Genomic DNA, 25137 nt, shown 5'->3' on the forward strand with positions numbered 1-25137 from the left:
TTGGGTATATAATAGCACCTATAAAGAGAAACAACAAAAACGAGGAGAAAAGAAATGACAAAGATCAGAACAAGATTTGCACCGAGCCCTACAGGAAGAATGCATGTGGGTAATTTAAGAACAGCTCTTTATGCTTATTTGATCACAAAACATGAAGGCGGAGATTTTATCCTCCGTATTGAAGATACAGACCAGGAACGTTATGTGGAGGGAGCTGTAGATATCATCTACCGTACTCTTGAGAAAACAGGACTTCTCCATGATGAGGGACCGGACAAGGATGGCGGATTTGGCCCGTATGTACAGAGCGAGCGTCAGGCAACAGGCATGTATCTGAAATATGCCAAACAGCTTATTGAGCAGGGAGATGCATATTACTGCTTCTGCGGCAAGGAAGAACTGGAAAGCATGAAACGTACTGTTGCAGGTAAGGAGATCTCTATTTATGACAAGAGATGTCTCCATCTTTCCAAGGAAGAGGTTCAGCGCCGTTTGGATGCAGGTGAGCCGCATGTTATCCGCTTTAATATGCCAACAGAGGGAACCACTACATTCCATGATGTTATTTACGGAGATATCACCGTTAACAATGAGGAGATGGAGGATTTGATCCTGATCAAATCTGACGGTTATCCGACCTACAACTTCGCAAATGTAATTGATGATCACCTTATGGGAATCACACATGTTGTAAGAGGTAACGAATACCTTTCCTCTTCACCGAAGTATAATCGTATTTATGAGGCATTCGGATGGGAAATCCCGACCTATGTTCATTGTCCGCTGATCACAGACGAGACACATCAGAAGCTTTCCAAGAGATGTGGACATTCTTCCTATGAAGATCTGATCGATCAGGGATTTGTGACAGAGGCAGTGATCAACTATGTTGCACTCCTTGGATGGAGCCCGGCAGACAACCGTGAGATCTTTTCTCTTCCGGAGCTTGTGGAGGCATTTGATTATCATCATATCAACAAATCACCGGCAGTTTTTGACATTGCCAAGCTGAAATGGATGAATGGTGAGTATATCAAGAAGATGGATCCGGAGGCATTCTATGAGAGAGCACTTCCGTATCTGAAAGAAGTTCTGAAAAAAGACTTTGATCTTAAGAAGATCGCAGGAATGGTTCAGACCAGAATTGAAGTATTCCCGGATATTCCGGAGCTTGTAGATTTCTTTGAGGCAGTTCCGGAGTATGACAGTGCGATGTACCGCCACAAAAAGATGAAAACAACAGAGGAGACTTCTCTTGCAGTTCTCAAGGAAGTGCTTCCGGTACTGGAAGCACAGGAGGATTATACCAATGATCCGCTGTATGCATCTTTAAGCGCTTTTGTAAAGGAGCACGGATATAAGAATGGTTATGTTATGTGGCCACTTCGTACAGCAGTATCCGGCAAGCAGATGACACCGGCCGGTGCAACAGAGATCATGGAGATCATTGGCAAGGAAGAGACACTGAAACGTGTACATGCAGCAATCGAAAAGCTTGAAAATAAATAAGAGTGTGATCGATAATCCAGTTATGAAACGAAATCCATCTCAGAAAAGGGCGATCGCCCACCTGTCAGGACCTATGATGGTTCTGGCAGGCCCCGGTTCGGGGAAAACTTCCGTCATAGTAGAAAGAACAGCACATATGATCCAGGAAGGGAAGATACCGGCTTCCTCTGTTCTTGTTGTGACTTTTTCCAGGGCAGCAGCAGTGGAAATGAAAGAACGGTTTCTGAAATTTACCAGTGTTCAGCGAACCGGCGTTACTTTCGGGACTTTTCACGGAGTGTTTTACGGGATCCTCAAACAGGCTTATGGTCTGAATGGAGGAAATATCCTGTCAGAAGAAGAAAAATATGCGATTTTAAGAGAACTGGTGGTAAACTGTGCTGCAGAACAGTCCCAGGAAGGGGATTTTGTGGAAGATATTGCCAAGGAGATCAGTGTTGTAAAGGGTGGAAGAATCGCTCTGGAGCATTATTATTCTTCCTGCTGCCCGGATGAAGTGTTCCGACAGATCTTTCAGGGATATCGAAAATTCCTGAATGAAAGAAGAAAACTTGACTTTGATGATATGCTGTTGAGCTGTTATGAACTTCTGAAAAAACGAAAAGATATCCTGTCTGCATGGCAGAAAAAGTTTCACTATATTCTGGTGGATGAGTTTCAGGATATCAATCATCTTCAGTATGATATCGTGAAGATGCTGGCAGCACCGGAGAACAATCTGTTTGTGGTGGGAGATGATGATCAGTCTATCTATCATTTCCGTGGCGCTCGCCCGGAGATCATGCTGAATTTCCCGGAAGATTTTAAAAATGCGGAGACAGTGATCCTGAATATCAATTACCGGTGCAGTGGAAATATCCTGGATACAGCTATGAAGGTGATCAATTACAATGAAAACCGTTATGCAAAAAAACTTTCCACACCAAATGAACCGGGAGAGCCGGTGCAGATAAAAGAATTTCGAAATCCCAGAGACGAATATATGGCAGTTGCAGGCCTGCTGCGGAATCGGATGGAAGAAGGGGATAATATTGAAGATACAGCGCTGCTTTTCAGGACTAATCAGGAAACCGAAGGACTGGTCGCTGCGTTGATGGAGTATGGGGTTCCTTTCACTATGAAGGAAAAACTGCCCAACCTGTTCCGACACTGGATTTGCCGGAATATGATCGCTTATTTGAAAATGGCAGAAGGAGACCGGAGCCGCAGTACATTTCTGGAGATCATGAACCGGCCAAACCGATACATAGCCAGAGACGCTCTGACAGAAAAAAACGTTGATTTTAAAGCATTGGGAGAGTTTTACAAAGACAAAGACTGGATGTGTGACAGGATCACAACGATGGAGACACATCTTCGGATCTTAAAGACTATGGCCCCTTATGCAGCTATTAATTTTATCCGGAATGGCATGGGATACGAAGAATACTTGCAGGAATATGCAAGGTATCGTAAAATAAAACCGGAAGAGCTTATGGAAACCCTGAACCGGATCCATGAAAGTGCCAGAGGAATGAAAACATTGGAAGAATGGATGGCCTATATGGACGAGTATACCAGAAAGCTGGAAGAACAGGCGAAGAAACAGGATGTGAAACGGGAAGGAGTGGTGATATCCACTCTTCATGCGGTCAAAGGTCTGGAATATGACAATGTATATATCATGAATGTAAATGAAGGTAGCATGCCTTATCGGAAGGCAGTCCTGGAGGCACATCTGGAGGAAGAACGGAGGCTTTTCTACGTTGGTATGACACGGGCAAAGAAGAAACTCTGCCTGTATTATGTAAGACAGCAGTATGAGAAGGAACGGGAACCGTCCCGTTTTCTTGAGGAGGCCGGATTATGAATGGGATTATTTATTATACGAAGATCAGAGATGAATATAACGGCAAGAACATGGAGCATATGATCGGGGAAAAGCTTCTGGAAATCGGACTTGAGCGGGAATTTGGACGGAAGCTTGCTTTTGAGCCTCGGTCAAAGGGGGAACATGGGAAACCGTTTTTTACCCTGCTTCCAAGAATTCATTATAATATCACACATTCCGGAAAATATGTGATGTGTCTGTTTGCCGGAGAAGAGGTGGGCATTGATGTGCAGATCCACAAGAAGGTAAATTACGAACGGCTCCTTGAAAGAATGGTGCCGGCAGATATGATACGGGAAATCCTGGATGCAGATGATATGGAGAAAGCCTTTTTTGCCCAGTGGGTTTTGAGAGAGGCATATATCAAATGGACCGGAGAGGGACTGTCCAGGGATCTGCGTACGATTTCCATGGATAAGGGAAATTACATAATGCTGGAGCTGGAACCGGGATACAGTGGTGCAATCTGGTCCAGAGACAGCCTGGAATTACGATTTGAATACGAAGACATCATTTTGAGATAGCAAATAGAGACGATGAAATGAACAAAGAGATGAAACGCAGCTTCAGGATTTTCATTCTGAAGATCCTGGCAGTTGTTTTTGTGCTGTGCATATGTTATTTTTTATATGCATTTGTTTACCGTGCAAAAACTGAGCTGCCCACAAAAGCTGTGGTGACAAACCGAGGTGCTGCAGTGTATACACTGCGGGGACAGAAACAGATGCTTTCCCAGAAAGAGGATTTCTCTTATTTTGCCTTTGATGGGAGAGAAAAAGAGAAGGAATATGGAACATATGTCATTCCCGGGCTGAAGAATACCAGGACGCTGCTCACAAAAAAGGGTGCCACTCCTGCCATGTGTACGTCCATGACGCCTCAGGGACTGGCGGTTACAGAGGATTATGTGCTGGTCAGCGCTTACTGCAGCACACAGAAACATAATTCGGTCATTTATGTGATCGATAAGGAAAAACATAATTTTATTAAAGAAGTGATACTGCCTGGACAGCCTCATGTGGGAGGACTTGCCTATGACCCGGAGCATAAGTTATTATGGTATTCCTCCAATATCAACGGGATCGCACAGGCAGTGAGTATAAAGATGGATACAATAGAAGCCTACGATTATGATGACAGCCATCTGCCGGTGGATACTTTCCAGATAGTCAGTCTTTATGGGATCGTGAGAGATTCTTTTATGACCTTTTATAAGGGATGTCTGTATGTAGGCTGCTTTGAAAAATATAACGAAAGTGTAATTGCACGATACGGAGTTGACGAAGAGGGAAAACTGATCAATACCATGGACGAGAAACTGGGCATGGATTTTGAAATGGCAGTTCCGTTGGATTATTCCACCATATCGGAGCAGGTTCAGGGAATTGCTTTTTATAATGATAAGCTTTTGATCTCTCATTCTTTTGGAATCCTGCCATCCAGGCTGGTGTTTTATGAACAATCCGATAAGCGTTTGTATGTAAACGAGAATTCTGCCAGAACTTATCGTTTTTCGGAACGACTGGAACAGATCGTGGTGGAGGGTGACAGCCTTTATGTGATGTTTGAATCCTGTGCCTATGCATACCGTGCGTCCTCCGTAAATATTGTGGATCGGGTCCTGAAGCTGAATCTTTCGAAGATGGAGACCTATGACGAAGAAGAAAGTCTTTTTTTTCTGTCGGAATAAAGAAAAAACGAGAGAGCATCAAAAAAGACAACAGGTACTAAATCCGGCATGTCCGCAATATATTTAAGTGTAAGAGGTGAAAACATGGACGCAAACCAGATCCAGAACCTGTTTGCCAGTAATGTCCGCCAGCTTCTGGTGGATGCAGACCTTGATTATGATAAATTATATGAGATACGTCTCCGCGTGGGAAGACCTCTGTTCCTCACTTATGATGGGGGAGAATGTTTCCTCCGGCAAAAAGATACAGAACCTTATCTGGTTACGCGGGAGGATCTTAAGGAAACACTGGAGTATGTCAGCGGCTATTCCCTGTATGCTTATGAAGATGAGATTCGCCAGGGGTTTTTGAGTGTACAGGGTGGGCACCGTGTAGGAGTTACCGGAAAGGTGATCCTGGACGGAAACCGTATCCGTGGGATGAAATATATTTCCTGCATCAATGTCCGTCTGGCACATGAGATCCAGGGATGTGCAGAAGAAGTGCTGCCATATATCCAGACAAGAGAGCAGATCATGCATACCTTGATCGTTTCTCCGCCCAGATGTGGGAAGACCACGCTTCTTCGGGATATCATCCGGCAGATGAGTAATGGATGGGGAAATATTTCCGGTGTTACGGTAGGAGTAGTCGATGAGCGCAGTGAGCTGGCCGGATGCTATCAGGGGATCCCTCAGAATGACCTTGGAATGCGTACGGATATCCTGGACGGCTGTCCGAAAGCAGAAGGGATGCAGATGCTGATTCGGTCAATGTCGCCGGTTGTGGTTGCTGTGGATGAACTTGGAAAAGAAGAAGATTTCAAGGCTGTGGAATCAGTTATCCACTGTGGATGTCGTCTGATCGCAACTGCACATGGAGCTTCCATGGAAGAAACATTATCCCAGCCGTTTTTCCGGAAATTGTGGGAAGCGCGGGTTTTCCAGAGATATATTTTTCTGGGAAAGCATGAACGTGCAGGAATCGTGGAAGGAATCTATGATGAAAATGGGAAATGCCTATGTACCGGATTGTAGGATGTATTCTGGTAGTGGCGGCAGGAGCCGGAATGGGATTTTCCGGAAGTATGAGACTTTCGGAGCAGATCCGCATACTGGAAAAACTGCTTCAGATGGTGATCTGCCTGAAAGGCGAGATCCGCTGCGGGAATGCATCACTGCCGGATGCTTTTTATGGAGCAGCAGGAAGAATGAATGGAAAATACAGAGAGTTTCTCATCAGTGCCGCGGACAGGATGAAAGCGGGAACAGGAGAAAAACTTTCACAGATATGCAGGGAATGTGCGGAAAGCGCCCTGAAAAAAAGCTGCCTTACCCATGGGGAAAAGGACGCTTTTTTTTCTTTCGGAGAATATCTGGGCTATATGGATCTGGAAATGCAGATGCGACAGCTTTCCCTGTATGAAAATAATTTGGAAGCAGAGATATTGAAGCGGAAAGCGGAGGTTTCCGGAAAGAAAAAACTGTACCAGGGAATTGGGATTCTTGGAGGCCTGCTGCTTGCGGTTCTCCTAGTATAGTATTGTTTATCAGACAGTAGTAAGAAGGACAGGCTTTCAGAAGAAAAGGAGGGATCATTTGGAGGTCAGTATCATATTTAAGATCGGTGCAGTAGGGATCCTGGTCTCTGTTCTTTCTCAGATCCTGAAACATAGCGGAAGGGAGGAACAGGCTTTTCTGGTGAGTTTTTCAGGACTTCTTTTAGTACTGTTCTGGATCGTGCCGTATATTTATGAGCTTTTTAAAAATATCCAGCAGCTTTTTGTACTGTAGGGGAGGGAAAGAACCGTGGATATTCTGAAGATTTCTGTTCTGGGAACAGCGGGGGTTCTTCTGGGGATTCTTCTGAAAGACCGTGCACCGGAGTATGTAAGCCTTGTTACGATGGGAATAGGTCTTGTGATACTGGGATTAGCGGTAGGGAAGATCAGCTATCTGTTCCAGTCTCTGGAGAGACTGAAACAGAGTCTTCCGATTGATGGAAGCTATATTACTACTTTGCTGAAGATGATCGGGATCACCTATATCGGACAATTTTCATCCGGTATATGCAGAGATGCAGGATATTCATCCACTGGTGCACAGATCGAACTGTTCTGCCGGTTATCTGTAATGGTTTTAAGTATGCCGGTTCTTCTGGCACTGCTGGATACCATACAGGGATTTCTTGCATGAAAAGATATTGGTCAGAGATTTGTGCAGCCCTGTTTCTGGCTGTAGTTATAAGCTGTTTTGGCGGTGTGATCGTTTATGCTTCTTCGGCGGAACAACAGATCACAGATCAGATGGAGCTTACCGACCTGCAGTCCATGGTAGATGAGATGCTTGGAGAAAAAACATTTTCTGTTGCAGAAGCGTTTCACAGACTGTTGTCAGGGGAAGAGGTGCTTTCGGAGGAGAGTGTGCGGGAATTTTTGCACAGTCTCCTTTTTTATGGTATTGAAAGAGAAAAAGAGCTGATCGTGAAGTTGTTGCTTCTGCTGTTGTTCGCTGCCGTTTTTTCCGGGTTTGCCGGTGCCTTTGATAACGGGCAGGTGGGAGAGATCAGTTTTTATGTGGTGTATCTTCTTGTTTTTACTCTTCTGATGAACAGTTTTTCCGGGTTGAGTGCATCACTGCTTTCAATGCTTGCGTGGATCACGGAGTTTATGAAGGAACTCTCACCGGTGTATTTTATGGCAGTGGCAGCAGCGTCAGGTGCATCCAGTGCAGCTGCTTTTTATCAGGGAGTACTGCTTCTGGTGTGGCTTTTTCAATGGATCCTGGAACGAGTACTGCTTCCCGGAGTGAGTTTATATATTCTCCTGAGATTTGTGAATCATCTTTCCAGGGAAGAAATGCTGGGAAAAATGGCTGAGCTGATCGAGACTGTGATCTCCTGGGGGCTTCGGACATTACTTGGAGTGGCAGCAGGACTGCAGGTGGTGCGTGGGCTTGTAGCTCCGGTAATGGATTCTCTGAAGCGGAGTGCTGTAGGAAAAACTGCAGGTGCTCTTCCTGGGATCGGGAGCGCGGTAAATGCAGTTACGGAACTGGTCCTTACCACAGCTGTTCTTGTAAGAAACAGTCTGGGCATTGCGCTTTTACTGGTGATCCTGGCGGTGGGGGCGGGGCCGTTGGTCCGATATGGACTTTTGTCACTGACCTATCGCTTTCTGGCGGCTGCGGCGCAGCCTGTATCAGACAAACGGCTGGTAGAAGCCTTTGGCACCATGGCAGAGGGATGTGCACTTCTGATGAGAATCCTGTTTACTGCGGAAATTTTATGTATGCTTACATTTCTGATCCTGATGGCAGGAGGAGGCTTGGGATGAGAACAGAACTTTATCAGTGGATGAAAAGCCTGGCTTTTTTTCATGTACTTACTACAGCACTTCTGCATATTCTGCCTGATAAGCGTTATGAGCAGTATATACGGCTGTTTATGGGGCTTCTGTTGGTGCTTTTGATCTGTACACCTATATTTGCCGTAGTGGGAAAAAGTGAAGAACTTCTGTCCGGATTCAGCAATAATTATGGGAGAGAAGAACAGGTACGTATGGAGACAGAAGCAGAAGGAATAAGGGAAACATTTCTTAAAGGAGCATATGAACAGGAACTGAAGGATCAGGTTCAGGGTATCCTCAGGAAAGAAGGGATTTTTTCGGCAAAAACAGAAGTAGATATGGAAAAAGAGCTTCAGCTGACCATAACACTTTATGGAACAGTCACAGAAAAACAGAGGGAGGCGGTGAAAAATGAGCTCGAAAGAATCTGCGGACTCAGGAAAGGACAGTATCAGATCCTGGCTTCTGAGGATGGGATGGAAGGAGTGGGGAGTTTTCCTTCTTCTGGGAATCCTTCTTCTGGTGGCAGGACTTCCGGTAACCCGAAAGAACAGTAAAACAGCAGAGGATCAGAATGCGGAGAAAACCCGCCTGGAGAGCCGCCTTGAGGAACTGCTTTCCAATGTGGAAGGAGTCGGAGAAGTGGAAGTGATCATTATGACCGGGGATGAGGGAAATACGGAAAACTTTTCCATAAGCAGCAAAAATGAAGTTACCGGTGTGCTGGTGGCGGCTCAGGGAGCAGGCAGCGCAGTGACAGTCCAGAATATTCAGCAGGCAATTATGGCATTATTTCAGATCGACGCTAATAAAATTAGAATAATGAAAATGAAATGAGGAGAGTAGAAGTGAAAAAGATCATGAAGAAAAATCAGGTAATCATCACCTCGCTGGCCATTCTCATTGCTGTGGCCGGATATCTGAATTTCGCAGATGTGGATCTGGGATTTAAGGATAAGGAGACGAGTACAGACAGCAGCAGTATCCTGGACGATGTGGATTATGATCTGACCGATGAAACAGCCCTTCTGGATGAGAACGGGGCAGATGGCACAACCCAGTCGGAGGTGATGGATACCGCATCCCCGGGCGAGGCCGTACTTACCGGTGCTTCGGATTTTGCAGCACAGGCAAAAGTCAGCAGGGAGCAGGTGCGTTCCCAGAACAAAGCGGACCTGCAGACGATCATCAGTAATAAAGACATCAGCGATGAGGAAAAACAGAATGCTATTAACACAATGGTTTCCATGACAGATCTTACAGAAAAAGAGGCGGCTGCAGAGCTTCTTCTGGAGGCGAAGGGCTTTGAAAATGTGATCGTAAATCTGACGGGTGAAACTGCGGATGTTGTGGTGCCGGATGCAGATCTGGAGGATGCAAAACGTGCACAGATCGAGGATATTGTAAAGAGGAAAACCGGTGTGGCAGCAGAGAGCATTGTGATCACGCCTCTAAGTCAAAGTAAAAATGCATCGGATGTCATAAATACTGCAGATGAAGCTGAAAAAAATACGGGAGGTGCAGAGGATAATGCGGAAAGTACAGGTGAGGAGGTGCAGGATACCGCTGCATCTGTGGAAAGCGATCCGGCGGATCAAACATCTGAGGACGCAGAGACGTCTGCAGATATCCAGAACGATCAGACTATTGATACAGAGGGAATTTACGACTGAATTGCCTTGACAGCAAAGCCTTGTCTATACTAGAATAGGAAAGGTTATAGTAAAATAGAGATATCAGAGAATATACAGGAGGCTCACGTGTCGAAGTATACGAAAGAAATAGAAAAAAGAAGAACATTTGCCATCATCTCTCATCCGGATGCTGGTAAAACAACATTAACAGAAAAATTTCTGCTGTATGGAGGGGCCATCAATCTGGCCGGAAGTGTAAAGGGTAAGGCTACGGCCCGCCATGCAGTATCAGACTGGATGGAGATCGAGAAGGAAAGAGGTATTTCCGTTACTTCATCCGTTCTTCAGTTCCATTATGACGGATATTGTATAAACATTCTGGATACACCTGGACATCAGGATTTCTCCGAGGATACCTACCGTACATTGATGGCTGCGGATTCAGCAGTTATGGTCATCGATGGATCCAAGGGTGTTGAGGCACAGACCCGTAAGCTTTTCAAGGTCTGTGTTATGAGACACATTCCGATCTTTACTTTTATCAATAAGATGGACAGAGATGCCAACGATACTTTTGATCTTCTGGATGAGATCGAAAAAGAGCTTGGTATTGCAACCTGTCCGATCAACTGGCCAATCGGCTCCGGTAAGAAATTCCGGGGTGTGTTTGATCGTAATACAAAGAAGATCCTTACCTTCTCCGATACACAGAAGGGCACCAAGGAAGGTGTGATAGAAGAGATTGATATTAATGATCCCCGTGCAGATGAGGTCATGGATCCTGAGCAGAAAGAGCAGCTGATGGAAGAAATCGAGCTTCTGGATGGCGCAAGTGCGGAGTTTTCTCAGGAAGAGGTCAGCAAAGGACAGCTGACACCGGTATTTTTCGGTTCTGCTCTTACCAACTTTGGTGTGGAAACATTTCTGGAGCATTTCCTGAAGATGACCACTTCTCCGCTTCCGAGAACTGCAGACTGCGGACCGGTAGATCCTATGAGTGATGATTTTTCAGCCTTTGTATTTAAGATCCAGGCGAATATGAACAAGGCTCACAGAGACCGTATCGCATTTATGAGGATCTGTTCAGGCAAGTTTGATGCGACCAAAGAGGTTTATCATGTGCAGGGAGACAAGAAGATGCGACTTCTTCAGCCGCAGCAGATGATGGCAGAATCCCGTCATGTTGTGGAGGAGGCTTATGCAGGTGATATCATCGGTGTCTTTGACCCGGGTATTTTTTCTATTGGAGATACCATCTGCGCACCTGGAAAGAAATTTGCCTTTGAGGGGATCCCGACCTTCGCGCCGGAGCATTTCGCACGTGTGCGTCAGATCGATACCATGAAGAGAAAACAGTTTGTAAAAGGTATCAACCAGATCGCTCAGGAAGGTGCAATCCAGATATTCCAGGAGTTTAACACCGGTATGGAGGAGATTATTGTGGGTGTTGTAGGTATCCTGCAATTTGATGTCCTGAAATACCGTCTGGAGAATGAGTATAATGTAGATATCCGCCTGGAAACACTTCCATATGAGCATATCCGCTGGATTGCCAACAAGGAGACTGTAAAAGTAGACAAGATCGTGGGAACTTCTGATATGAAGAAAGTCACAGACCTTAAGGGAAATCCGTTGCTGCTCTTTGTCAATGCATGGAGTGTTGGCATGGTTGAGGACAGAAACCCTGATCTGGTACTGACAGAATTCAGTAAATAAGCCCTTTTATTTCATAACTTTTTTTGATATAATAGTATAAAATTACGAACAAAAATATTATATCCGTAGGAGGGTTTCCCATGGCAGAAAAAAGAACAACATATAAGATACAGGATTTGGGCGGAATCGGTGAAGTTCACATTGCAGATGAAGTTGTTGCAATCGTTGCAGGACTTGCAGCAACAGATGTGGATGGAGTTGCTTCCATGGCAGGAAATATCACCAATGAGCTGGTAAGTAAACTTGGAAAGAAGAATCTGTCCAAGGGCGTGAGAGTAACCATTCTGGAAGGAGTCGTTACCGTGGATCTGTCATTGAATATCGAGTATGGCAGAAACATTCTTGAGACAAGCAAGAAGGTTCAGGAGAAGGTTAAATCCGCTATTGAGAATATGACAGGGCTTGAGGTTGCAGATGTAAATATTCATATTGCCAGCGTGGATATGGAGAACGAAAAAGGAAAGTAAACCTTTCCTTTTTTCCGTCTTAGGAGGAAATTATGAGAAGAAGAGAACAGAGAGAACATGTATTTAAACTTATGTTTATGACAGAGTTTAATTCAGAAGAAGAGATGACAGAACAGCTCTCTCTTTATTTTGAAGGTCTTGGAGAACTTTCAGAACAGGACCAGGAATATATGAAGAAGAAGTACGCACATGTGAAAGAACATCTGGAAGAGATCGATGCACAGCTGAACAGTGCAAGCCGTGGATGGAAGACAAAGCGTATGAGCCGTGTGGATCTTGCGGCACTTCGTCTGGCAGTATATGAGATGGAATATGATGCAGACGTACCGACAGGAGTAGCTATCAACGAAGCGGTAGAACTTGCCAAAAGATTTGGCGGAGATGCTTCCGGCTCCTTTGTAAATGGAGTACTGGGTAAGATCGCATCTGAGAAGGATGAGAAGAAAAACGAGGAGGAGACTGCTGACACAGAAGAGAAGGCAGCAGAAGCCCCGGAAGAGAACGCATGAGAAATGTCTATTCTGTCGGTCAGGTAAACCATTATGTCAAAAATATGTTTACCCAGGATTACTTTCTCCGAAAAGTCTATGTAAAGGGAGAGGTATCCAACTGTAAATACCATACCAGCGGACATATTTATTTTTCCCTGAAGGATGAAACAGGCACATTAAGCTGTGTGATGTTTGCGGGACACCGTAGGGGTCTTGCTTTTCGCATGAAGGACGGGGATAAGGTAGTTGCAGGCGGAATTGTAGACGTATATGAGAGAGACGGGCGTTATCAGCTTTATGCAAAAGAGATCACACTGGAAGGTGCTGGTGCCCTCTATGAACGGTATCTGGCACTGAAACAGGAACTTGAGGATATGGGGATGTTTGCACAGGAATATAAGCAGCCCATTCCTCATTTTATTCATACCCTTGGCGTGGTGACAGCACCTACTGGTGCAGCAGTACAGGATATCCGCAATATTGCAGGCAGAAGGAATCCATATCTGCAGGTGATCCTTTATCCGGCACTTGTGCAGGGAGAGGGAGCGGCGCAGAGTATCGTAAAGGGAATCCGGATGCTGGATGAAGCAGGGGTGGACGTGATCATCGTCGGCCGTGGAGGTGGCTCTATTGAAGATCTCTGGGCCTTTAACGAGGAGAGCGTTGCCCGTGCTATTTTTGAGTGCAGGACACCGGTGATCTCGGCAGTGGGACATGAGACGGATTTTACCATTGCGGATTTTGTAGCAGATCTGCGGGCACCTACACCATCTGCTGCAGCAGAGCTGGCAGTGGATGATTTTCGCAGTGTTCTGGAGAGCTTTCATATGTACGGAGACCGTCTGCAGCGTGCCATGAACAGTAAGACAGAACTTTTTGCCGCAAAACTTAAGGCCTATGAGAACAGATTCCAGTATCTGAGCCCGGAGTCCATGTTACGTGAAAAACGTCAGTATGCATCGGAGCTGGAGGAATGCCTGCGTTCTTCCATGGAACAAAAGCTTACAGAGAAAAGACATGAACTGGCAATATGGATCCAGCGGTTTGAGGGACTTTCTCCATTAAGAAAACTAAATGGAGGATATGCATTTGTGTCCGACTTAGGCGGACATGCGGTGACAGAGATCAGTCAGATAAAAAAAGGTGACAGGATCTCCATTGCAGTAACCGATGGAGTCATAGAAGCAGTTGCGGATCGCATCAGGAAGGAAGAGCGATAATGGCAGAAGCAAAGAAAGAAGAGAAATCCATAGAAGATACTTTTGGGGAGCTTGATCTGCTTGCCCGGAAGCTGGAGGATAAAGAAACACCTCTTGAGGAGTCTTTCCGCCTCTACAGACAGGGAATGGAGCTCCTAAAGGATCTGAACGGAAGACTGGATACTGTAGAAAAAAAGATGCTTCAGATGAATGAGGATGGGACATTTCGTGAATTTTAAAGAAGAACTGAAAAGAAGAACAGAAGAAGCAGAACATGTGATCCGGGAATATCTTCCGGAAGAATCCGGTTTTGCAAAAACCATGGCAGAGGCCATGAATTACAGTATGACGGCAGGTGGAAAGAGACTCCGCCCGATCCTGATCAGGGAAACCTACGAGCTGTTTGGAGGAAAGGATAAGCTTTGTGAGCCTTTTATGGCGGCTATGGAGATGATCCATACACATTCGTTGATCCATGATGATCTCCCTGCACTGGATAACGATGATTACCGAAGGGGAAGGCTGACCACACATAAAGTATACGGAGAGGCCATGGGCGTTTTAAGCGGTGTGGCACTCCTTAACAGAGCTTATGAAGTGATGCTTTCCGCCTTTGATCTGACCGAGGATAAAGACCGTGTGATAGCCGCTATGCGGATTATTGCAGATAAGACCGGCATCAACGGTATGCTTGGTGGACAGAGTGTTGATGTGGAGAATGATGGGAAACCTCTGGAACACAAGATGCTGGATTATATTTACAAAAACAAGACCTCCGCATTGATCGAGGCTTCCATGATGACCGGTGCTGTGCTGGCAGGGGCATCTGAGAAAGAACTTAAGGTTGTGGAGCAGGCTGCAGAAAACATCGGGCTGGCTTTTCAGATCCAGGATGATATCCTTGATGTGACCAGTACCCAGGAGGAACTGGGAAAACCGATCCACAGTGATGAAAAAAACAACAAGGTTACCTATGTAAGCCTTGTTGGAGCCCCGGCAGCAGCCAGCAGGGTTAAAGAACTTTCTGACCATGCGGTAGAACTTTTAGACGACCTTGACAGGAAGAACGGATTTCTGGATCTTCTTGTGGAAAGTCTTGTCAGCCGCAGGAAATAGAAAGAACAAAGGAAGGGTACAAATGATTCTGGAAAAAATTAAAAAGCCAAATGATATTCATAAAGTTTCATTGGAGGATTTTCCGCGCCTTGCTGAGGAAATCAGGAGCTTTTTGATCCAGAGTGTAAGTGAGACAGGTGGCCATCTGGCATCCAATCTGGGTGTGGTGGAGCTGACTCTTGCTCTGCATAATGTGCTTGATCTTCCACAGGATAAGCTGATCTGGGATGTGGGACATCAGGCTTATACACATAAAATCCTTACAGGAAGAAAAGACGGCTTTAAGGATCTTCGTAAAGAAGGAGGTTTAAGCGGTTTTCCAAAAAGGAATGAAAGTAACTGTGATTCGTTTGATACCGGACACAGTTCCAATTCCATTTCCGCAGGACTTGGCTATGTCCGTGCCAGAGACCTGATGGGAGAGAAATACCATGTGGTTTCCGTGATCGGAGATGGTGCGCTTACCGGTGGGATGGCTTATGAAGCATTGAACAATGCGGCTGAGCTGAAGACTAATTTTATTATTATCATCAATGATAATAACATGTCTATTTCCAAGAACGTAGGAGGAATGTCCACCTATTTAAGCGCTCTGCGTACAGCTGAGACTTATACAGGAATGAAGATCGGCGTGACAAAAACACTCAAAAAGATTCCCCATGTTGGAACCGCCGTGGTAGATACGGTCCGAAAGACCAAGAGCAGCATCAAGCAGCTGATCATTCCCGGAATGCTTTTTGAAAATATGGGGCTGACTTATCTGGGACCGGTAGATGGCCATAATATGCGCCAGATGATGAAGCTTTTTAATGAGGCAAAGAGAGTGGAGGGACCGGTTGTTGTCCATGTCCTTACAGAAAAAGGCAGAGGCTATGGACCGGCATCTTCCCATCCGGAGCGTTTTCACGGAACAGGTCCTTTTGACATCCAGAGTGGCAGACCTCTTGCAGCAAAAACAGCGCCGACATATACGGATCATTTTTCCGGTGCAATATGTTCTTTGGCAGAGAAGAACAAAAAAGTAGTTGCTATTACAGCTGCTATGCCAGATGGAACCGGACTGAACCGATTCCGGAAGAAATTCCCGGAGCGTTTTTTTGATGTGGGTATTGCGGAAGAACATGCAGTAACCTTTGCGGCAGGCATGGCACTTGGGGGAATGATCCCGGTTTTTGCGGTATATTCTTCGTTCCTGCAGAGAGGGATCGATCAGATCCTTCACGATGTATGTATGCAGGATCTTCATGTGATCTTTGCCATTGACAGGGCAGGATTTGTCGGAGCAGATGGTGAAACACATCATGGATGCTTTGATTTTTCCTATCTGTCCATGATTCCCAATATGACAGTTATGGCTCCCAAGAATGGAAAAGAGCTTGAGGAGATGTTGAAATTTGCAGTAGAAGAGCTGGATGGTCCCTGTGCGATCCGATATCCGAAAGGATCGGCATGTACCGATATGGAAGAATGTCATGAGCCACTTAAGAAGGGAAGAAGTGAAGTGATCACTCCAGGCAGTGAGATTGCAGTTCTCGGGGTTGGCAGCATGGTTTCTGTCTGTCAGAAGGTCTGTGAAGAGATAAGAGATCACAAAATAGCAGGAGCTACGTTTGTCAATGTCCGTTTTGTAAAGCCTCTGGATACAGAGCTTCTTGATCGGCTTTCGCAGAACCACAGTCTTTTGGTCACTGTGGAGGAGAATGTAAAAAGCGGTGGGTTCGGAGAACATGTATCTGCTTATATGGAAGCCTGTCATCCGGAAGTAAGAGTTCTTCCACTGGCAATACCGGATCATTTTATTGAGCATGGAACGGTGGACCGTCAGCGAATGAAAATAGGTTTAAATGTACAGGGAATCCTGGATGCGGTAGAACAGAGTTGGGAAAATCTTGTGAATAACAGAAAATAAAGGACATAGCCTTTGCAGAAGAATACGAAGCTGTGAGGCATTTTACAGCCCGGCACATAAAGAGCCGGGCTGTTGGAGGATAATATGAAAAAAAGACTGGATATCATGATGGTGGAACAGGGACTTGCACCGTCACGCGAAAAAGCAAAAGCGTATATCATGGCCGGGGAAGTATATGTCAACGGTCAGAAGGAAGACAAGGCTGGCTCCATGTTTGCTGAGACTGCCAAGCTGGAGGTAAGAGGAAAGACTCTTCCTTATGTCAGCAGAGGCGGACTGAAGCTGGAAAAAGCCATGAAAAATTTTGGCGTGACGCTGAAGGATAAGGTGTGCATGGATGTAGGCGCATCCACCGGCGGTTTCACAGATTGTATGCTTCAGAACGGAGCGGTCAAAGTCTATTCCATTGATGTGGGATATGGACAGCTGGACTGGAAACTCAGGAATGATCCAAGAGTTGTATGCATGGAAAAAACAAATATCCGCTATGTGGTACCGGAAGATCTGGAAGGTCCGGCAGCATTTTCTTCGATCGATGTTTCTTTTATCTCCCTTACAAAAGTGCTTCTTCCTGTAAGAAACCTTCTCACAGAGGACGGAGAGATCGTATGTCTCATCAAACCTCAGTTTGAGGCCGGCAGAGAAAAAGTCGGAAAAAAAGGTGTTGTCCGTGATCCGAAGGTCCATGAAGAAGTCATTGAGAAAGTCAGAGATTATGCCATGAGTATTTCTATGGAGCCCTGTCATCTTTCCTTTTCTCCCATCAAGGGACCTGAGGGAAATATTGAATATCTCCTTCATCTGAAAAAACATCCGGAAGGAACAGAAGTACCTGTGAGTCTTGACGTATCCGTAGAGGATGTGGTAAAGGAAGCCCACGGACAGCTGGACTGATGTTTGGAAAGGACTGAAGCAATATGGACAGATTTTATATAATTCCAAACAGTGCCAAGGATCCGGAACTGACATTTTCTAATAGGATCATTGCCTATCTGGAGAAGCATGGTGCCAGGTGTCATGTGCAGAAGATCACCGAAAAAATGGAAGGACCGTATCATTATACGGACCCGGATGGGATTCCGCAGGATACACAGTGCATTATTGTACTGGGGGGAGATGGAACACTTCTGCAGGCTGCAAGGGATGTGGTGCATCTGGATATCCCTCTTCTTGGAATCAATCTGGGAACTCTGGGATTTCTTGCCGAGGTGGATAAAAATTCCGTGTATCCGGCTCTGGATCGGCTTCTGTCAGATGACTATGAGCTGGAAGATCGTATGATGCTGGAAGGAAAGATCTATCGTGGAGAGGAACTTATTGGAAAAGATATCGCATTAAATGATATTGTGATCGGAAGAGAAGGACATCTCCGTGTGATCCGTTTCAAGAATTATGTTAATGATGCATATATGAATTCATACAATGCAGATGGTATCATCATTTCCACTCCGACCGGTTCTACAGGATATAGTCTGTCAGCGGGAGGTCCCGTGGTTTCTCCCAGTGCCAGTATGATGATCATGACCCCCATCGCTCCCCATACCATGAACACCCGAAGTATCATTCTTTCCGGGGAAGAGGCAGTTACAGTAGAGATCGGTGAGGGAAGACATAATACTATTGAGAAAGCGGTGGCCTCTTTCGACGGGGATACCCAGATATCCATGGTCACCGGTGATCGGATCGTGATCCGGAAAGCCACAGTCAGGACAAAAATCCTCAAGCTGAACCATCTGAGCTTTGTGGAGGTTCTGAGACAGAAAATGAGTAACAGCTGATGCAGGAGGTTCAATTTTGAAAGTAGCAAGACATGAAAAAATTATCGAACTGATCCGTCAGTACGAGATCGATACACAGGAAGAACTTGCGGCAAGACTGAATGAGGCCGGTTTTAAGGTTACGCAGGCTACCGTATCCAGAGATATCCGTGCTCTGAAAATGACAAAGGTTGCAGGCAGCAACGGAAAGTCCAGATATGCGATCCTGGAAGAACATACACCGGATGTGTTAAGTGATAAATATTCCAGAGTTCTGAAAGATGCAGTGATCGCTATGAACATCGGACAGAATATCGTAGTGGTAAAAACAATTCCGGGAATGGCCATGGCGGCAGCAGCAGCTCTTGATGCCATGAAATGGCCGGAAATCCTGGGATGTATTGCCGGAGATGATACCATTATGTGTGTGGTGAAAACCTCTGAACAGGCACCGGGTGTAGTTCAGAAGCTTGGCGGGATCTTATCCAGAGGAAAATAAAATGACAGAATATGTAAATGCTTTATGCCAGAAAGGAAATCAATGTTAGTACATCTGCATGTAAAAAATCTTGCACTGATAGAGGAATCAGAGGTGGAATTCGGACCAGGCTTAAATATCTTAACTGGTGAGACCGGAGCCGGAAAATCCATTCTGTTAGGATCTATACAGCTCATCCTGGGTGGAAAAACTTCCAGAAGCATGATTCGTGAAAATGCTTCCTATGCCCTGGTAGAGTTGCTGTTTCAGGTTGAAAACACGAAAGCCAGAGAGTCCCTTGCGGCGCTTGACATCTATCCGGAAGACGGACAGGTGCTGATGTCCCGCAAGATCATGGACGGCAGAAGTATCAACAAGATCAACGGAGAGACAAGTACTGTCAGCCAGATGAAAGCAGCAGCAGCCTGTCTTCTGGACATTCACGGACAGCATGAGCATCAGTCACTTCTTTATGGAGACCGCCAGCTGGCTATTTTGGATGTATATGGAAAGGAACAGATCCTTCCTGCCAGGGAGAAGGTCCGGAAAGCTTATCAGGAGTATCGGGACTGTGTGGATCAGCTGAAAGCACTGGATATGGATGAGGAACAGCGCAACCGTGAAAAAGCCTTTCTGGAATTTGAGATCAATGAGATCGAGGAGGCAGCTCTTATTCCGGGAGAGGACGAAACACTGGAGGATCGCTACCGGAAGCTGAGCAATGCCAGAAGGATCATGGAAACAGCACAAATGGTTCGTGGGATGACCGGATATGAACAGGGCGCCGCAGATATGACCGGAAATGCCCTGAAAGAGTTTTCAAGAATTGCAGATTACGATAAGGATCTTGCACCTTTACAGGAAGCTCTTATGGAAATCGATTCACTTCTCAGTGACTTCTGCCGTGATCTGTCCTCTTATATGGATAGTTTGACTTTTGACGAAGAAACTTTTTTTGAAACAGAAAAAAGACTGGATCTGATCAATAGTCTGAAGGCAAAGTATGGACAGACGATCCATGAAATTTTGTCTTATCAGAAGGAACAGCAGGAAAAATTAGAAAAACTTCAAAGATTCGAAGAAAATTTCCGGTTACTGAAAGAAAAACTTATGCAGGCAGAAAAGATTCTTGAGGAAGCTTCGCATGAACTTTCAGAGATCCGGAAAAAATACAGTAAACAGCTGGATGAAAAGATTATCGAAGGATTGAAGGAACTGAATTTTGAGGATGTGGATTTTTCTATCCGTTTTGACCGCAGAAAAAATTATACAGATAATGGTTATGATGCGGTGGAATATGAGATTTCCACAAATCCAGGTGAGAGCAGAAAACCGCTGGGACAGATCGTATCCGGTGGTGAGCTTTCCAGGATTATGCTTGCCATCAAAGCGATCCTTGCAGATAAAGATCAGATCGATACATTGATCTTTGATGAGATCGATACAGGGATCAGTGGGCGTACTGCACAGAAGGTCTCTGAAAAAATGGCAGTGATCGGACAGCACAGGCAGGTGCTTTGTATCACACATCTTCCACAGATCGCAGCAATGGCAGATACCCATTTTGAGATTGAGAAACATGTAGAAGGAACAGAAACCATCACCCAGATCCATCCTCTGGAAGGAGAGGAATCTGTTCGTGAGCTTGCCAGACTTCTGGGCGGTGCCCAGATCACGCCGGCTGTTCTTGGAAATGCAAGAGAGATGAAGGAATTGGCACAGCAACAAAAAAATACAAGACTGAAATAATTTATACGTTACATACTAAGAGAGGACGACCGAAAGGTCAGTCCTCTTTTTTAACCGAATCAAGTCAGTTTCCTGCTTCAGTTGCGAAAAGCAATAAGCAGTGGGTGGGGATTTGCTTGTATCAGAAAATTACAAAGGATGTGACGTAAGATGAACAGAAAAAGAAAATACCGATGTTGGCTCCTTGTATTTCTTGCGCTGGATCTGATTCTGATGGGATGGCTGGGCTACCGGCTTCTGGACAGAAAGATCCCGGATCAGATCCTGGTGGATCATGAGGACAGCCGGGAAGTAGCCAATCTTCTTAAACGCCCTTTTATCAGCTTTGATGATGCGATCACCGTTTCAGGAAAAGACAGCTATAAGTTGCACTGCAGACTCTTGGGAGTGATCCCTTTTAAGGATGTGAAGGTAAAAAATATAACTGCAAAAGAAGTATATGCAAGCGGAGATGCAGTAGGTATTTATATGCAGACGAAAGGAGTTCTGATCATTGATACAGGCGAGATCCTTTCGGAAAGTGGTGAGATGGAAGAACCGGCCCGGGACATTGTAAAGCCGGGAGATTATATTGTGGCTTTTGATCAGAACCGGATCCAGTGCAAGCAGGATCTTCTGGAGGATCTTGCAGATCTTTGCGGAGAATCTGTAACACTGAAGGTCCGCCGGGGAAAAGAGACGATTCCCCTGTCCCTGACGCCGGTGAAAGATGAGAAAGGAAACTATAAGCTTGGCATCTGGGTGAGGGACGATACACAGGGAATCGGAACCCTGACTTATGTGGACGAAAATGGAGGGTTCGGTGCTCTTGGTCACGGGATCAGCGATGTGGATACCGGCGAACTTTTAAGTATCGCAGATGGAAATCTTTACAACGCCCAGATTCTGGGGATCCAGAAAGGAGAAAAAGGAAATCCTGGAGAACTATCTGGTCTGATCCGATACGAAGCTGACAATATCCTGGGTGAGATTTCCGAAAACAGTAAAAACGGCATTTTTGGAACTGTGGATGCTGATCAGGTGAAAAATCTGGATCTGAAGAAGATTCCTGTGGGTTACAAACAGGATCTGAAAATTGGACCCGCATCTGTTCTCTGCTGCACAGACGGCGAAGTAAAAGAATATGCCGCGGAGATCACCAGGATCGATATGAACCATGAGGATTCTAATAAGAGCTTCGTGATCCAGATCACAGATAAAGAACTCCTGGAAAAAACAGGTGGGATCGTTCAGGGAATGTCTGGAAGTCCTGTGCTTCAGAACGGAAAACTCTTTGGTGCCGTGACTCATGTATTTGTGCAGGATTCTACCGGCGGATATGGGATTTTTATTGAAAATATGACAGGCAATGCATAATCTGCAGTTGAGGAAAGAGGCACAAAAACATGGAAAAAGTCCGGGAAAAGTGCCTCTTTTTTATATGGGGAAAAATGCCGGATACAGATTGAAATACCTACATTTTGGTGAATTTTGTGATATATAAGAGAAAAAATGTCGAAAAATATCGTACGAAAGTGTGATAAAATAACTACTTTTATCTTGATTTTACTACAGGATTTCCACTATAATAATTTTGTCGCCAGCAAGGGGAAAGCGCAGGCAGCTAACAGTGTCGGTTACTGCCGTGGTGACAGGGGGTATGTCTGGAAACCCAAGGAGATAGAAGTTAGGAGGGTCCTCATGGACAAATTAAATGTTGCAATTGCTGATGATAACGCGAAAATGACAGACATGCTCGGTCAGATGATCGAAGAAGATAAAGACCTTGAACTGGTCGGAAAAGCACACAACGGAGAAGAAATCTGTAACATAATCAAAGATAAGGAGCCGGATGTGGTGATTCTCGACATCATTATGCCGAAGATGGACGGCCTTTCCGTTATGGAGAAATTTTCCCATAACGCAAATGTCAAAAAAGTTCCAGTGTTTATCGTATTATCTGCAATTGGACAGGAGAGGATTACAGAGGATGCATTCAGTCTTGGAGCAGACTATTATGTTTTGAAGCCTTTTGACAACACCACACTTTTAAACCGGATCAAACATATTCGGAAGATTGGGGACAGAAGAGTGCGGGAGATTGCAAGGCCAGGTATCACAGAAACCAAAAAGCCTCAGCCGGAGAGGAATCTGGAAACCGATGTGACGAATATCATTCATGAGATCGGAGTTCCGGCACACATCAAGGGGTATCAGTATTTAAGGGATGCGATCATTTTGTCTGTCAATGACATGGAAATGCTCAATTCCATTACTAAGGTATTATATCCAACCATTGCGAAACGCCATCAGACAACACCGAGCAGAGTGGAGCGGGCGATCCGACATGCGATCGAGGTGGCATGGAGCCGGGGAAAGATGGATACCATTGATGAATTGTTTGGATATACTGTAAGCACCGGAAAAGGGAAACCCACGAATTCTGAATTTATAGCACTGATCGCAGATAAAATCAGACTAGAATATAAAAATCGGTCTTTAAATTAGATGAATTTTGGAGTATAATCATAAATAAAAACGGGTGTACCCAGGGAGGGGAATACAGATGAAAAAAATTCTGTTTGCTACATCAGAAGCAGTACCTTTTATCAAAACAGGAGGACTCGCTGATGTTGCCGGCTCACTGCCTAAGTGCTTTGACAAAAAATATTTTGATATACGCGTGATCTTGCCGAAATATGCCTGCATGAAACAGGAATGGAAAGACAAAATGGAGTATGTGACCCATTTTTATATGGATCTGGGATTTAAGAACTGCTATGTAGGCATTATGCAGATGCAGTATGACGGGATCCAGTTTTACTTCATTGACAATGAATATTATTTCAGCGGTCCGAAACCATATGACAGTGCACCATGGGATCTTGAGAAATTTGCTTTCTTTTCCAAAGCTGTGTTATCGGTTCTTCCGGTGATCGGATTCAGACCGGATATCATCCATTGTCATGACTGGCAGACAGGACTTGTTCCGGTTTACCTTCACGATTCTTTCCAGGAGAATGAATTCTTCCGTGGAATCAAGACTGTTATGACAATACATAACCTGAAATTTCAGGGTGTATGGGATGTTAAGACTGTTAAGGATATCACAGGCCTTTCCGATTACTACTTTGCGCCGGATAAACTGGAAGCATACAAGGACGCAAACTTCCTGAAGGGCGGTATGGTATTTGCAGATGCCATTACCACAGTAAGTAATACCTATGCAGAAGAGATCAAGACACCGTTTTATGGTGAGAAGCTGGACGGACTTCTCAATGCGAGAGCCAACAGCCTGCGTGGTATTGTAAATGGTATTGATTACAATGAATTCAATCCGGAGACAGATCCGAATATCACCAAGAATTACAATGCAAAGAACTTCCGCAAGGAGAAGATCAAGAACAAGATCCAGCTTCAGAAAGATCTTGGACTTGAGCAGGATCCGAAAGCTATGATGATCGGTATTGTATCCCGCCTGACAGATCAGAAGGGATTTGATCTGATCGCTTATATCATGGACGAACTGTGTCAGGATGCGGTTCAGATCGTTGCTCTTGGTACCGGTGAGGAACGTTATGAGAATATGTTCCGTCATTTTGACTGGAAGTATCATGGCAAGGTATCTGCACAGATCTACTATGATGAGGCAATGTCTCACAGAATTTATGCAGCATCTGACGCATTTCTGATGCCGTCACTGTTTGAGCCATGTGGCTTAAGCCAGCTGATGAGCCTTCGTTATGGAACTCTTCCGATCGTCAGAGAGACCGGTGGTCTGAAGGATACAGTTGTCCCGTACAATGAATTCGAGGGAACCGGAACAGGATTCTCCTTCGTAAATTACAATGCACATGAAATGCTTGCTACGATCCGTTATGCAGAGAGTGTATATTATGACAAGAAACGTGAATGGAATAAAATGGTAGATCGCGCGATGGCTGCAGATTTTTCCTGGAACAATTCCGCACGTCAGTATGAGGAAATGTACAATTGGTTAATTGGTGAGTAAGGATTCACCGAAGCGGTTCTCGCAATAAAAAGGCGCAGACGACAGATAATATGTCGTTTGCGCTTTTTTATTGCGGGAATATACATGGATGTTATTGTATGTCTGCAAAAAATATGAAGGTGTTTGTTTATCAAACAGGAATTGTGCTAAAGTGAGAAAAAATATAAATGTTAATGATAAATAACTTTTGAATTGGTATTATTTGTACGAAACTTATCAGATTAATCAGTTATTG

At 45.0% G+C, this 25137-nt stretch carries 26 protein-coding genes; all 26 read left to right on the forward strand.

Going from position 1 to position 25137, the window contains the following annotated elements; translation table 11 throughout:
• Window positions 1-54: 54 nt before the first annotated feature.
• The 26 genes from gltX to glgA all read left to right on the forward strand — a co-directional run bounded on the left by gltX (window position 55) and on the right by glgA (window position 24902).
• Window positions 55-1509 (forward strand): glutamate--tRNA ligase, encoded by a 1455-nt coding sequence (gene gltX, locus NE638_RS09155; protein ID WP_015524432.1) that lies wholly within the window; start codon window positions 55-57, stop codon window positions 1507-1509.
• Entirely contained in the window at window positions 1496-3358 is a 1863-nt protein-coding gene (locus tag NE638_RS09160; RefSeq protein WP_330603426.1) for an ATP-dependent helicase, read from the forward strand. Before gltX ends, NE638_RS09160 begins: the two co-directional genes overlap by 14 nt.
• The gene (locus tag NE638_RS09165) at window positions 3355-3903 is read left to right on the forward strand and encodes a 4'-phosphopantetheinyl transferase family protein (protein ID WP_015524433.1); all 549 of its coding nucleotides are present in this window, start codon (window positions 3355-3357) and stop codon (window positions 3901-3903) included. The genes NE638_RS09160 and NE638_RS09165 overlap by 4 nt, the downstream gene beginning before the upstream one ends.
• A 17-nt stretch (window positions 3904-3920) precedes the next feature.
• Window positions 3921-5069, forward strand: coding sequence for a YncE family protein (locus NE638_RS09170; protein WP_173746068.1), 1149 nt, complete (start codon window positions 3921-3923; stop codon window positions 5067-5069).
• Between the two features lie 84 nt (window positions 5070-5153).
• Window positions 5154-6086 (forward strand): stage III sporulation protein AA, encoded by a 933-nt coding sequence (gene spoIIIAA, locus NE638_RS09175; protein ID WP_015524435.1) that lies wholly within the window; start codon window positions 5154-5156, stop codon window positions 6084-6086.
• Window positions 6071-6589, forward strand: coding sequence for a stage III sporulation protein AB (locus NE638_RS09180; RefSeq protein WP_021650701.1), 519 nt, complete (start codon window positions 6071-6073; stop codon window positions 6587-6589). The genes spoIIIAA and NE638_RS09180 overlap by 16 nt, the downstream gene beginning before the upstream one ends.
• Before the next feature lie 58 nt (window positions 6590-6647).
• Complete coding sequence (gene spoIIIAC, locus NE638_RS09185; protein WP_021650700.1) at window positions 6648-6842, forward strand: stage III sporulation protein AC; 195 nt, start codon at window positions 6648-6650, stop codon at window positions 6840-6842.
• A gap of 15 nt (window positions 6843-6857) precedes the next feature.
• On the forward strand, window positions 6858-7244 hold the full coding sequence (locus NE638_RS09190) for a SpoIIIAC/SpoIIIAD family protein (protein ID WP_022426372.1): 387 nt from the start codon (window positions 6858-6860) through the stop codon (window positions 7242-7244).
• Window positions 7241-8383, forward strand: coding sequence for a stage III sporulation protein AE (locus NE638_RS09195; protein WP_173746069.1), 1143 nt, complete (start codon window positions 7241-7243; stop codon window positions 8381-8383). Before NE638_RS09190 ends, NE638_RS09195 begins: the two co-directional genes overlap by 4 nt.
• Window positions 8380-8952 (forward strand): stage III sporulation protein AF, encoded by a 573-nt coding sequence (locus NE638_RS09200; RefSeq protein ID WP_173746070.1) that lies wholly within the window; start codon window positions 8380-8382, stop codon window positions 8950-8952. The genes NE638_RS09195 and NE638_RS09200 overlap by 4 nt, the downstream gene beginning before the upstream one ends.
• Entirely contained in the window at window positions 8918-9232 is a 315-nt protein-coding gene (locus NE638_RS09205; RefSeq protein ID WP_021650696.1) for a stage III sporulation protein AG, read from the forward strand. The genes NE638_RS09200 and NE638_RS09205 overlap by 35 nt, the downstream gene beginning before the upstream one ends.
• A gap of 11 nt (window positions 9233-9243) precedes the next feature.
• Window positions 9244-10068 (forward strand): SpoIIIAH-like family protein, encoded by an 825-nt coding sequence (locus NE638_RS09210; protein ID WP_173746071.1) that lies wholly within the window; start codon window positions 9244-9246, stop codon window positions 10066-10068.
• 87 nt (window positions 10069-10155) lie between these two features.
• Window positions 10156-11745 (forward strand): peptide chain release factor 3, encoded by a 1590-nt coding sequence (locus tag NE638_RS09215; RefSeq protein WP_022426368.1) that lies wholly within the window; start codon window positions 10156-10158, stop codon window positions 11743-11745.
• A gap of 80 nt (window positions 11746-11825) precedes the next feature.
• The gene (locus NE638_RS09220) at window positions 11826-12212 is read left to right on the forward strand and encodes an Asp23/Gls24 family envelope stress response protein (protein WP_015524453.1); all 387 of its coding nucleotides are present in this window, start codon (window positions 11826-11828) and stop codon (window positions 12210-12212) included.
• A gap of 32 nt (window positions 12213-12244) precedes the next feature.
• Window positions 12245-12721 carry a transcription antitermination factor NusB gene (nusB, locus tag NE638_RS09225; protein ID WP_015524454.1) on the forward strand — a complete coding sequence of 159 codons (477 nt, stop codon included), beginning with the start codon at window positions 12245-12247 and terminating at the stop codon, window positions 12719-12721.
• On the forward strand, window positions 12718-13923 hold the full coding sequence (xseA, locus tag NE638_RS09230) for an exodeoxyribonuclease VII large subunit (protein WP_059085482.1): 1206 nt from the start codon (window positions 12718-12720) through the stop codon (window positions 13921-13923). The genes nusB and xseA overlap by 4 nt, the downstream gene beginning before the upstream one ends.
• Window positions 13923-14141: an exodeoxyribonuclease VII small subunit gene (gene xseB / locus NE638_RS09235; RefSeq protein WP_021650691.1), complete on the forward strand. Its 219-nt coding sequence runs from the start codon at window positions 13923-13925 to the stop codon at window positions 14139-14141. Before xseA ends, xseB begins: the two co-directional genes overlap by 1 nt.
• The gene (locus NE638_RS09240) at window positions 14131-15018 is read left to right on the forward strand and encodes a polyprenyl synthetase family protein (RefSeq protein WP_044960972.1); all 888 of its coding nucleotides are present in this window, start codon (window positions 14131-14133) and stop codon (window positions 15016-15018) included. The genes xseB and NE638_RS09240 overlap by 11 nt, the downstream gene beginning before the upstream one ends.
• Before the next feature lie 22 nt (window positions 15019-15040).
• Window positions 15041-16927 carry a 1-deoxy-D-xylulose-5-phosphate synthase gene (gene dxs, locus NE638_RS09245; RefSeq protein ID WP_173746072.1) on the forward strand — a complete coding sequence of 629 codons (1887 nt, stop codon included), beginning with the start codon at window positions 15041-15043 and terminating at the stop codon, window positions 16925-16927.
• 84 nt (window positions 16928-17011) lie between these two features.
• A complete protein-coding gene (locus NE638_RS09250) occupies window positions 17012-17821 on the forward strand; it encodes a TlyA family RNA methyltransferase (RefSeq protein ID WP_114001763.1) in 810 nt (269 codons plus the stop codon).
• Between the two features lie 23 nt (window positions 17822-17844).
• Window positions 17845-18705, forward strand: coding sequence for an NAD(+)/NADH kinase (locus NE638_RS09255; RefSeq protein ID WP_015524460.1), 861 nt, complete (start codon window positions 17845-17847; stop codon window positions 18703-18705).
• A 16-nt stretch (window positions 18706-18721) separates the two neighbouring features.
• Window positions 18722-19183 (forward strand): arginine repressor, encoded by a 462-nt coding sequence (gene argR / locus NE638_RS09260; RefSeq protein ID WP_021650687.1) that lies wholly within the window; start codon window positions 18722-18724, stop codon window positions 19181-19183.
• 42 nt (window positions 19184-19225) lie between these two features.
• Window positions 19226-20911 carry a DNA repair protein RecN gene (gene recN, locus NE638_RS09265; protein ID WP_110102999.1) on the forward strand — a complete coding sequence of 562 codons (1686 nt, stop codon included), beginning with the start codon at window positions 19226-19228 and terminating at the stop codon, window positions 20909-20911.
• Between the two features lie 150 nt (window positions 20912-21061).
• On the forward strand, window positions 21062-22267 hold the full coding sequence (gene spoIVB, locus NE638_RS09270; RefSeq protein ID WP_118752528.1) for a SpoIVB peptidase: 1206 nt from the start codon (window positions 21062-21064) through the stop codon (window positions 22265-22267).
• Between the two features lie 324 nt (window positions 22268-22591).
• Window positions 22592-23398, forward strand: a complete 807-nt coding sequence (gene spo0A / locus NE638_RS09275; protein ID WP_015524464.1) for a sporulation transcription factor Spo0A — start codon at window positions 22592-22594, stop codon at window positions 23396-23398.
• A 58-nt stretch (window positions 23399-23456) separates the two neighbouring features.
• A complete protein-coding gene (gene glgA / locus NE638_RS09280) occupies window positions 23457-24902 on the forward strand; it encodes a glycogen synthase GlgA (protein WP_015524465.1) in 1446 nt (481 codons plus the stop codon).
• The last annotated feature ends 235 nt before the right edge of the window (window positions 24903-25137 follow it).

Origin of the sequence: Blautia sp. MSK.18.38 (assembly GCF_024460535.1) — a bacterium.
Classification (GTDB): domain Bacteria; phylum Bacillota; class Clostridia; order Lachnospirales; family Lachnospiraceae; genus Blautia_A; species Blautia_A fusiformis.

What these genes read in the sequence shown, in the direction of transcription:
- NE638_RS09220 (WP_015524453.1), top strand. Translation starts at nt 11,826, where the DNA reads ATGGCAGAAAAAAGAACAACATATAAGATACAGGATTTGGGCGGAATC.
- NE638_RS09255 (WP_015524460.1), top strand. Translation starts at nt 17,845, where the DNA reads ATGGACAGATTTTATATAATTCCAAACAGTGCCAAGGATCCGGAACTG.
- NE638_RS09170 (WP_173746068.1), top strand. Translation starts at nt 3,921, where the DNA reads ATGAACAAAGAGATGAAACGCAGCTTCAGGATTTTCATTCTGAAGATC.
- spoIIIAA (WP_015524435.1), top strand. Translation starts at nt 5,154, where the DNA reads ATGGACGCAAACCAGATCCAGAACCTGTTTGCCAGTAATGTCCGCCAG.
- spoIVB (WP_118752528.1), top strand. Translation starts at nt 21,062, where the DNA reads ATGAACAGAAAAAGAAAATACCGATGTTGGCTCCTTGTATTTCTTGCG.
- xseA (WP_059085482.1), top strand. Translation starts at nt 12,718, where the DNA reads ATGAGAAATGTCTATTCTGTCGGTCAGGTAAACCATTATGTCAAAAAT.
- nusB (WP_015524454.1), top strand. Translation starts at nt 12,245, where the DNA reads ATGAGAAGAAGAGAACAGAGAGAACATGTATTTAAACTTATGTTTATG.
- dxs (WP_173746072.1), top strand. Translation starts at nt 15,041, where the DNA reads ATGATTCTGGAAAAAATTAAAAAGCCAAATGATATTCATAAAGTTTCA.
- NE638_RS09195 (WP_173746069.1), top strand. Translation starts at nt 7,241, where the DNA reads ATGAAAAGATATTGGTCAGAGATTTGTGCAGCCCTGTTTCTGGCTGTA.
- recN (WP_110102999.1), top strand. Translation starts at nt 19,226, where the DNA reads ATGTTAGTACATCTGCATGTAAAAAATCTTGCACTGATAGAGGAATCA.
- NE638_RS09165 (WP_015524433.1), top strand. Translation starts at nt 3,355, where the DNA reads ATGAATGGGATTATTTATTATACGAAGATCAGAGATGAATATAACGGC.
- NE638_RS09250 (WP_114001763.1), top strand. Translation starts at nt 17,012, where the DNA reads ATGAAAAAAAGACTGGATATCATGATGGTGGAACAGGGACTTGCACCG.
- spo0A (WP_015524464.1), top strand. Translation starts at nt 22,592, where the DNA reads ATGGACAAATTAAATGTTGCAATTGCTGATGATAACGCGAAAATGACA.
- glgA (WP_015524465.1), top strand. Translation starts at nt 23,457, where the DNA reads ATGAAAAAAATTCTGTTTGCTACATCAGAAGCAGTACCTTTTATCAAA.
- NE638_RS09180 (WP_021650701.1), top strand. Translation starts at nt 6,071, where the DNA reads ATGTACCGGATTGTAGGATGTATTCTGGTAGTGGCGGCAGGAGCCGGA.
- NE638_RS09200 (WP_173746070.1), top strand. Translation starts at nt 8,380, where the DNA reads ATGAGAACAGAACTTTATCAGTGGATGAAAAGCCTGGCTTTTTTTCAT.
- xseB (WP_021650691.1), top strand. Translation starts at nt 13,923, where the DNA reads ATGGCAGAAGCAAAGAAAGAAGAGAAATCCATAGAAGATACTTTTGGG.
- gltX (WP_015524432.1), top strand. Translation starts at nt 55, where the DNA reads ATGACAAAGATCAGAACAAGATTTGCACCGAGCCCTACAGGAAGAATG.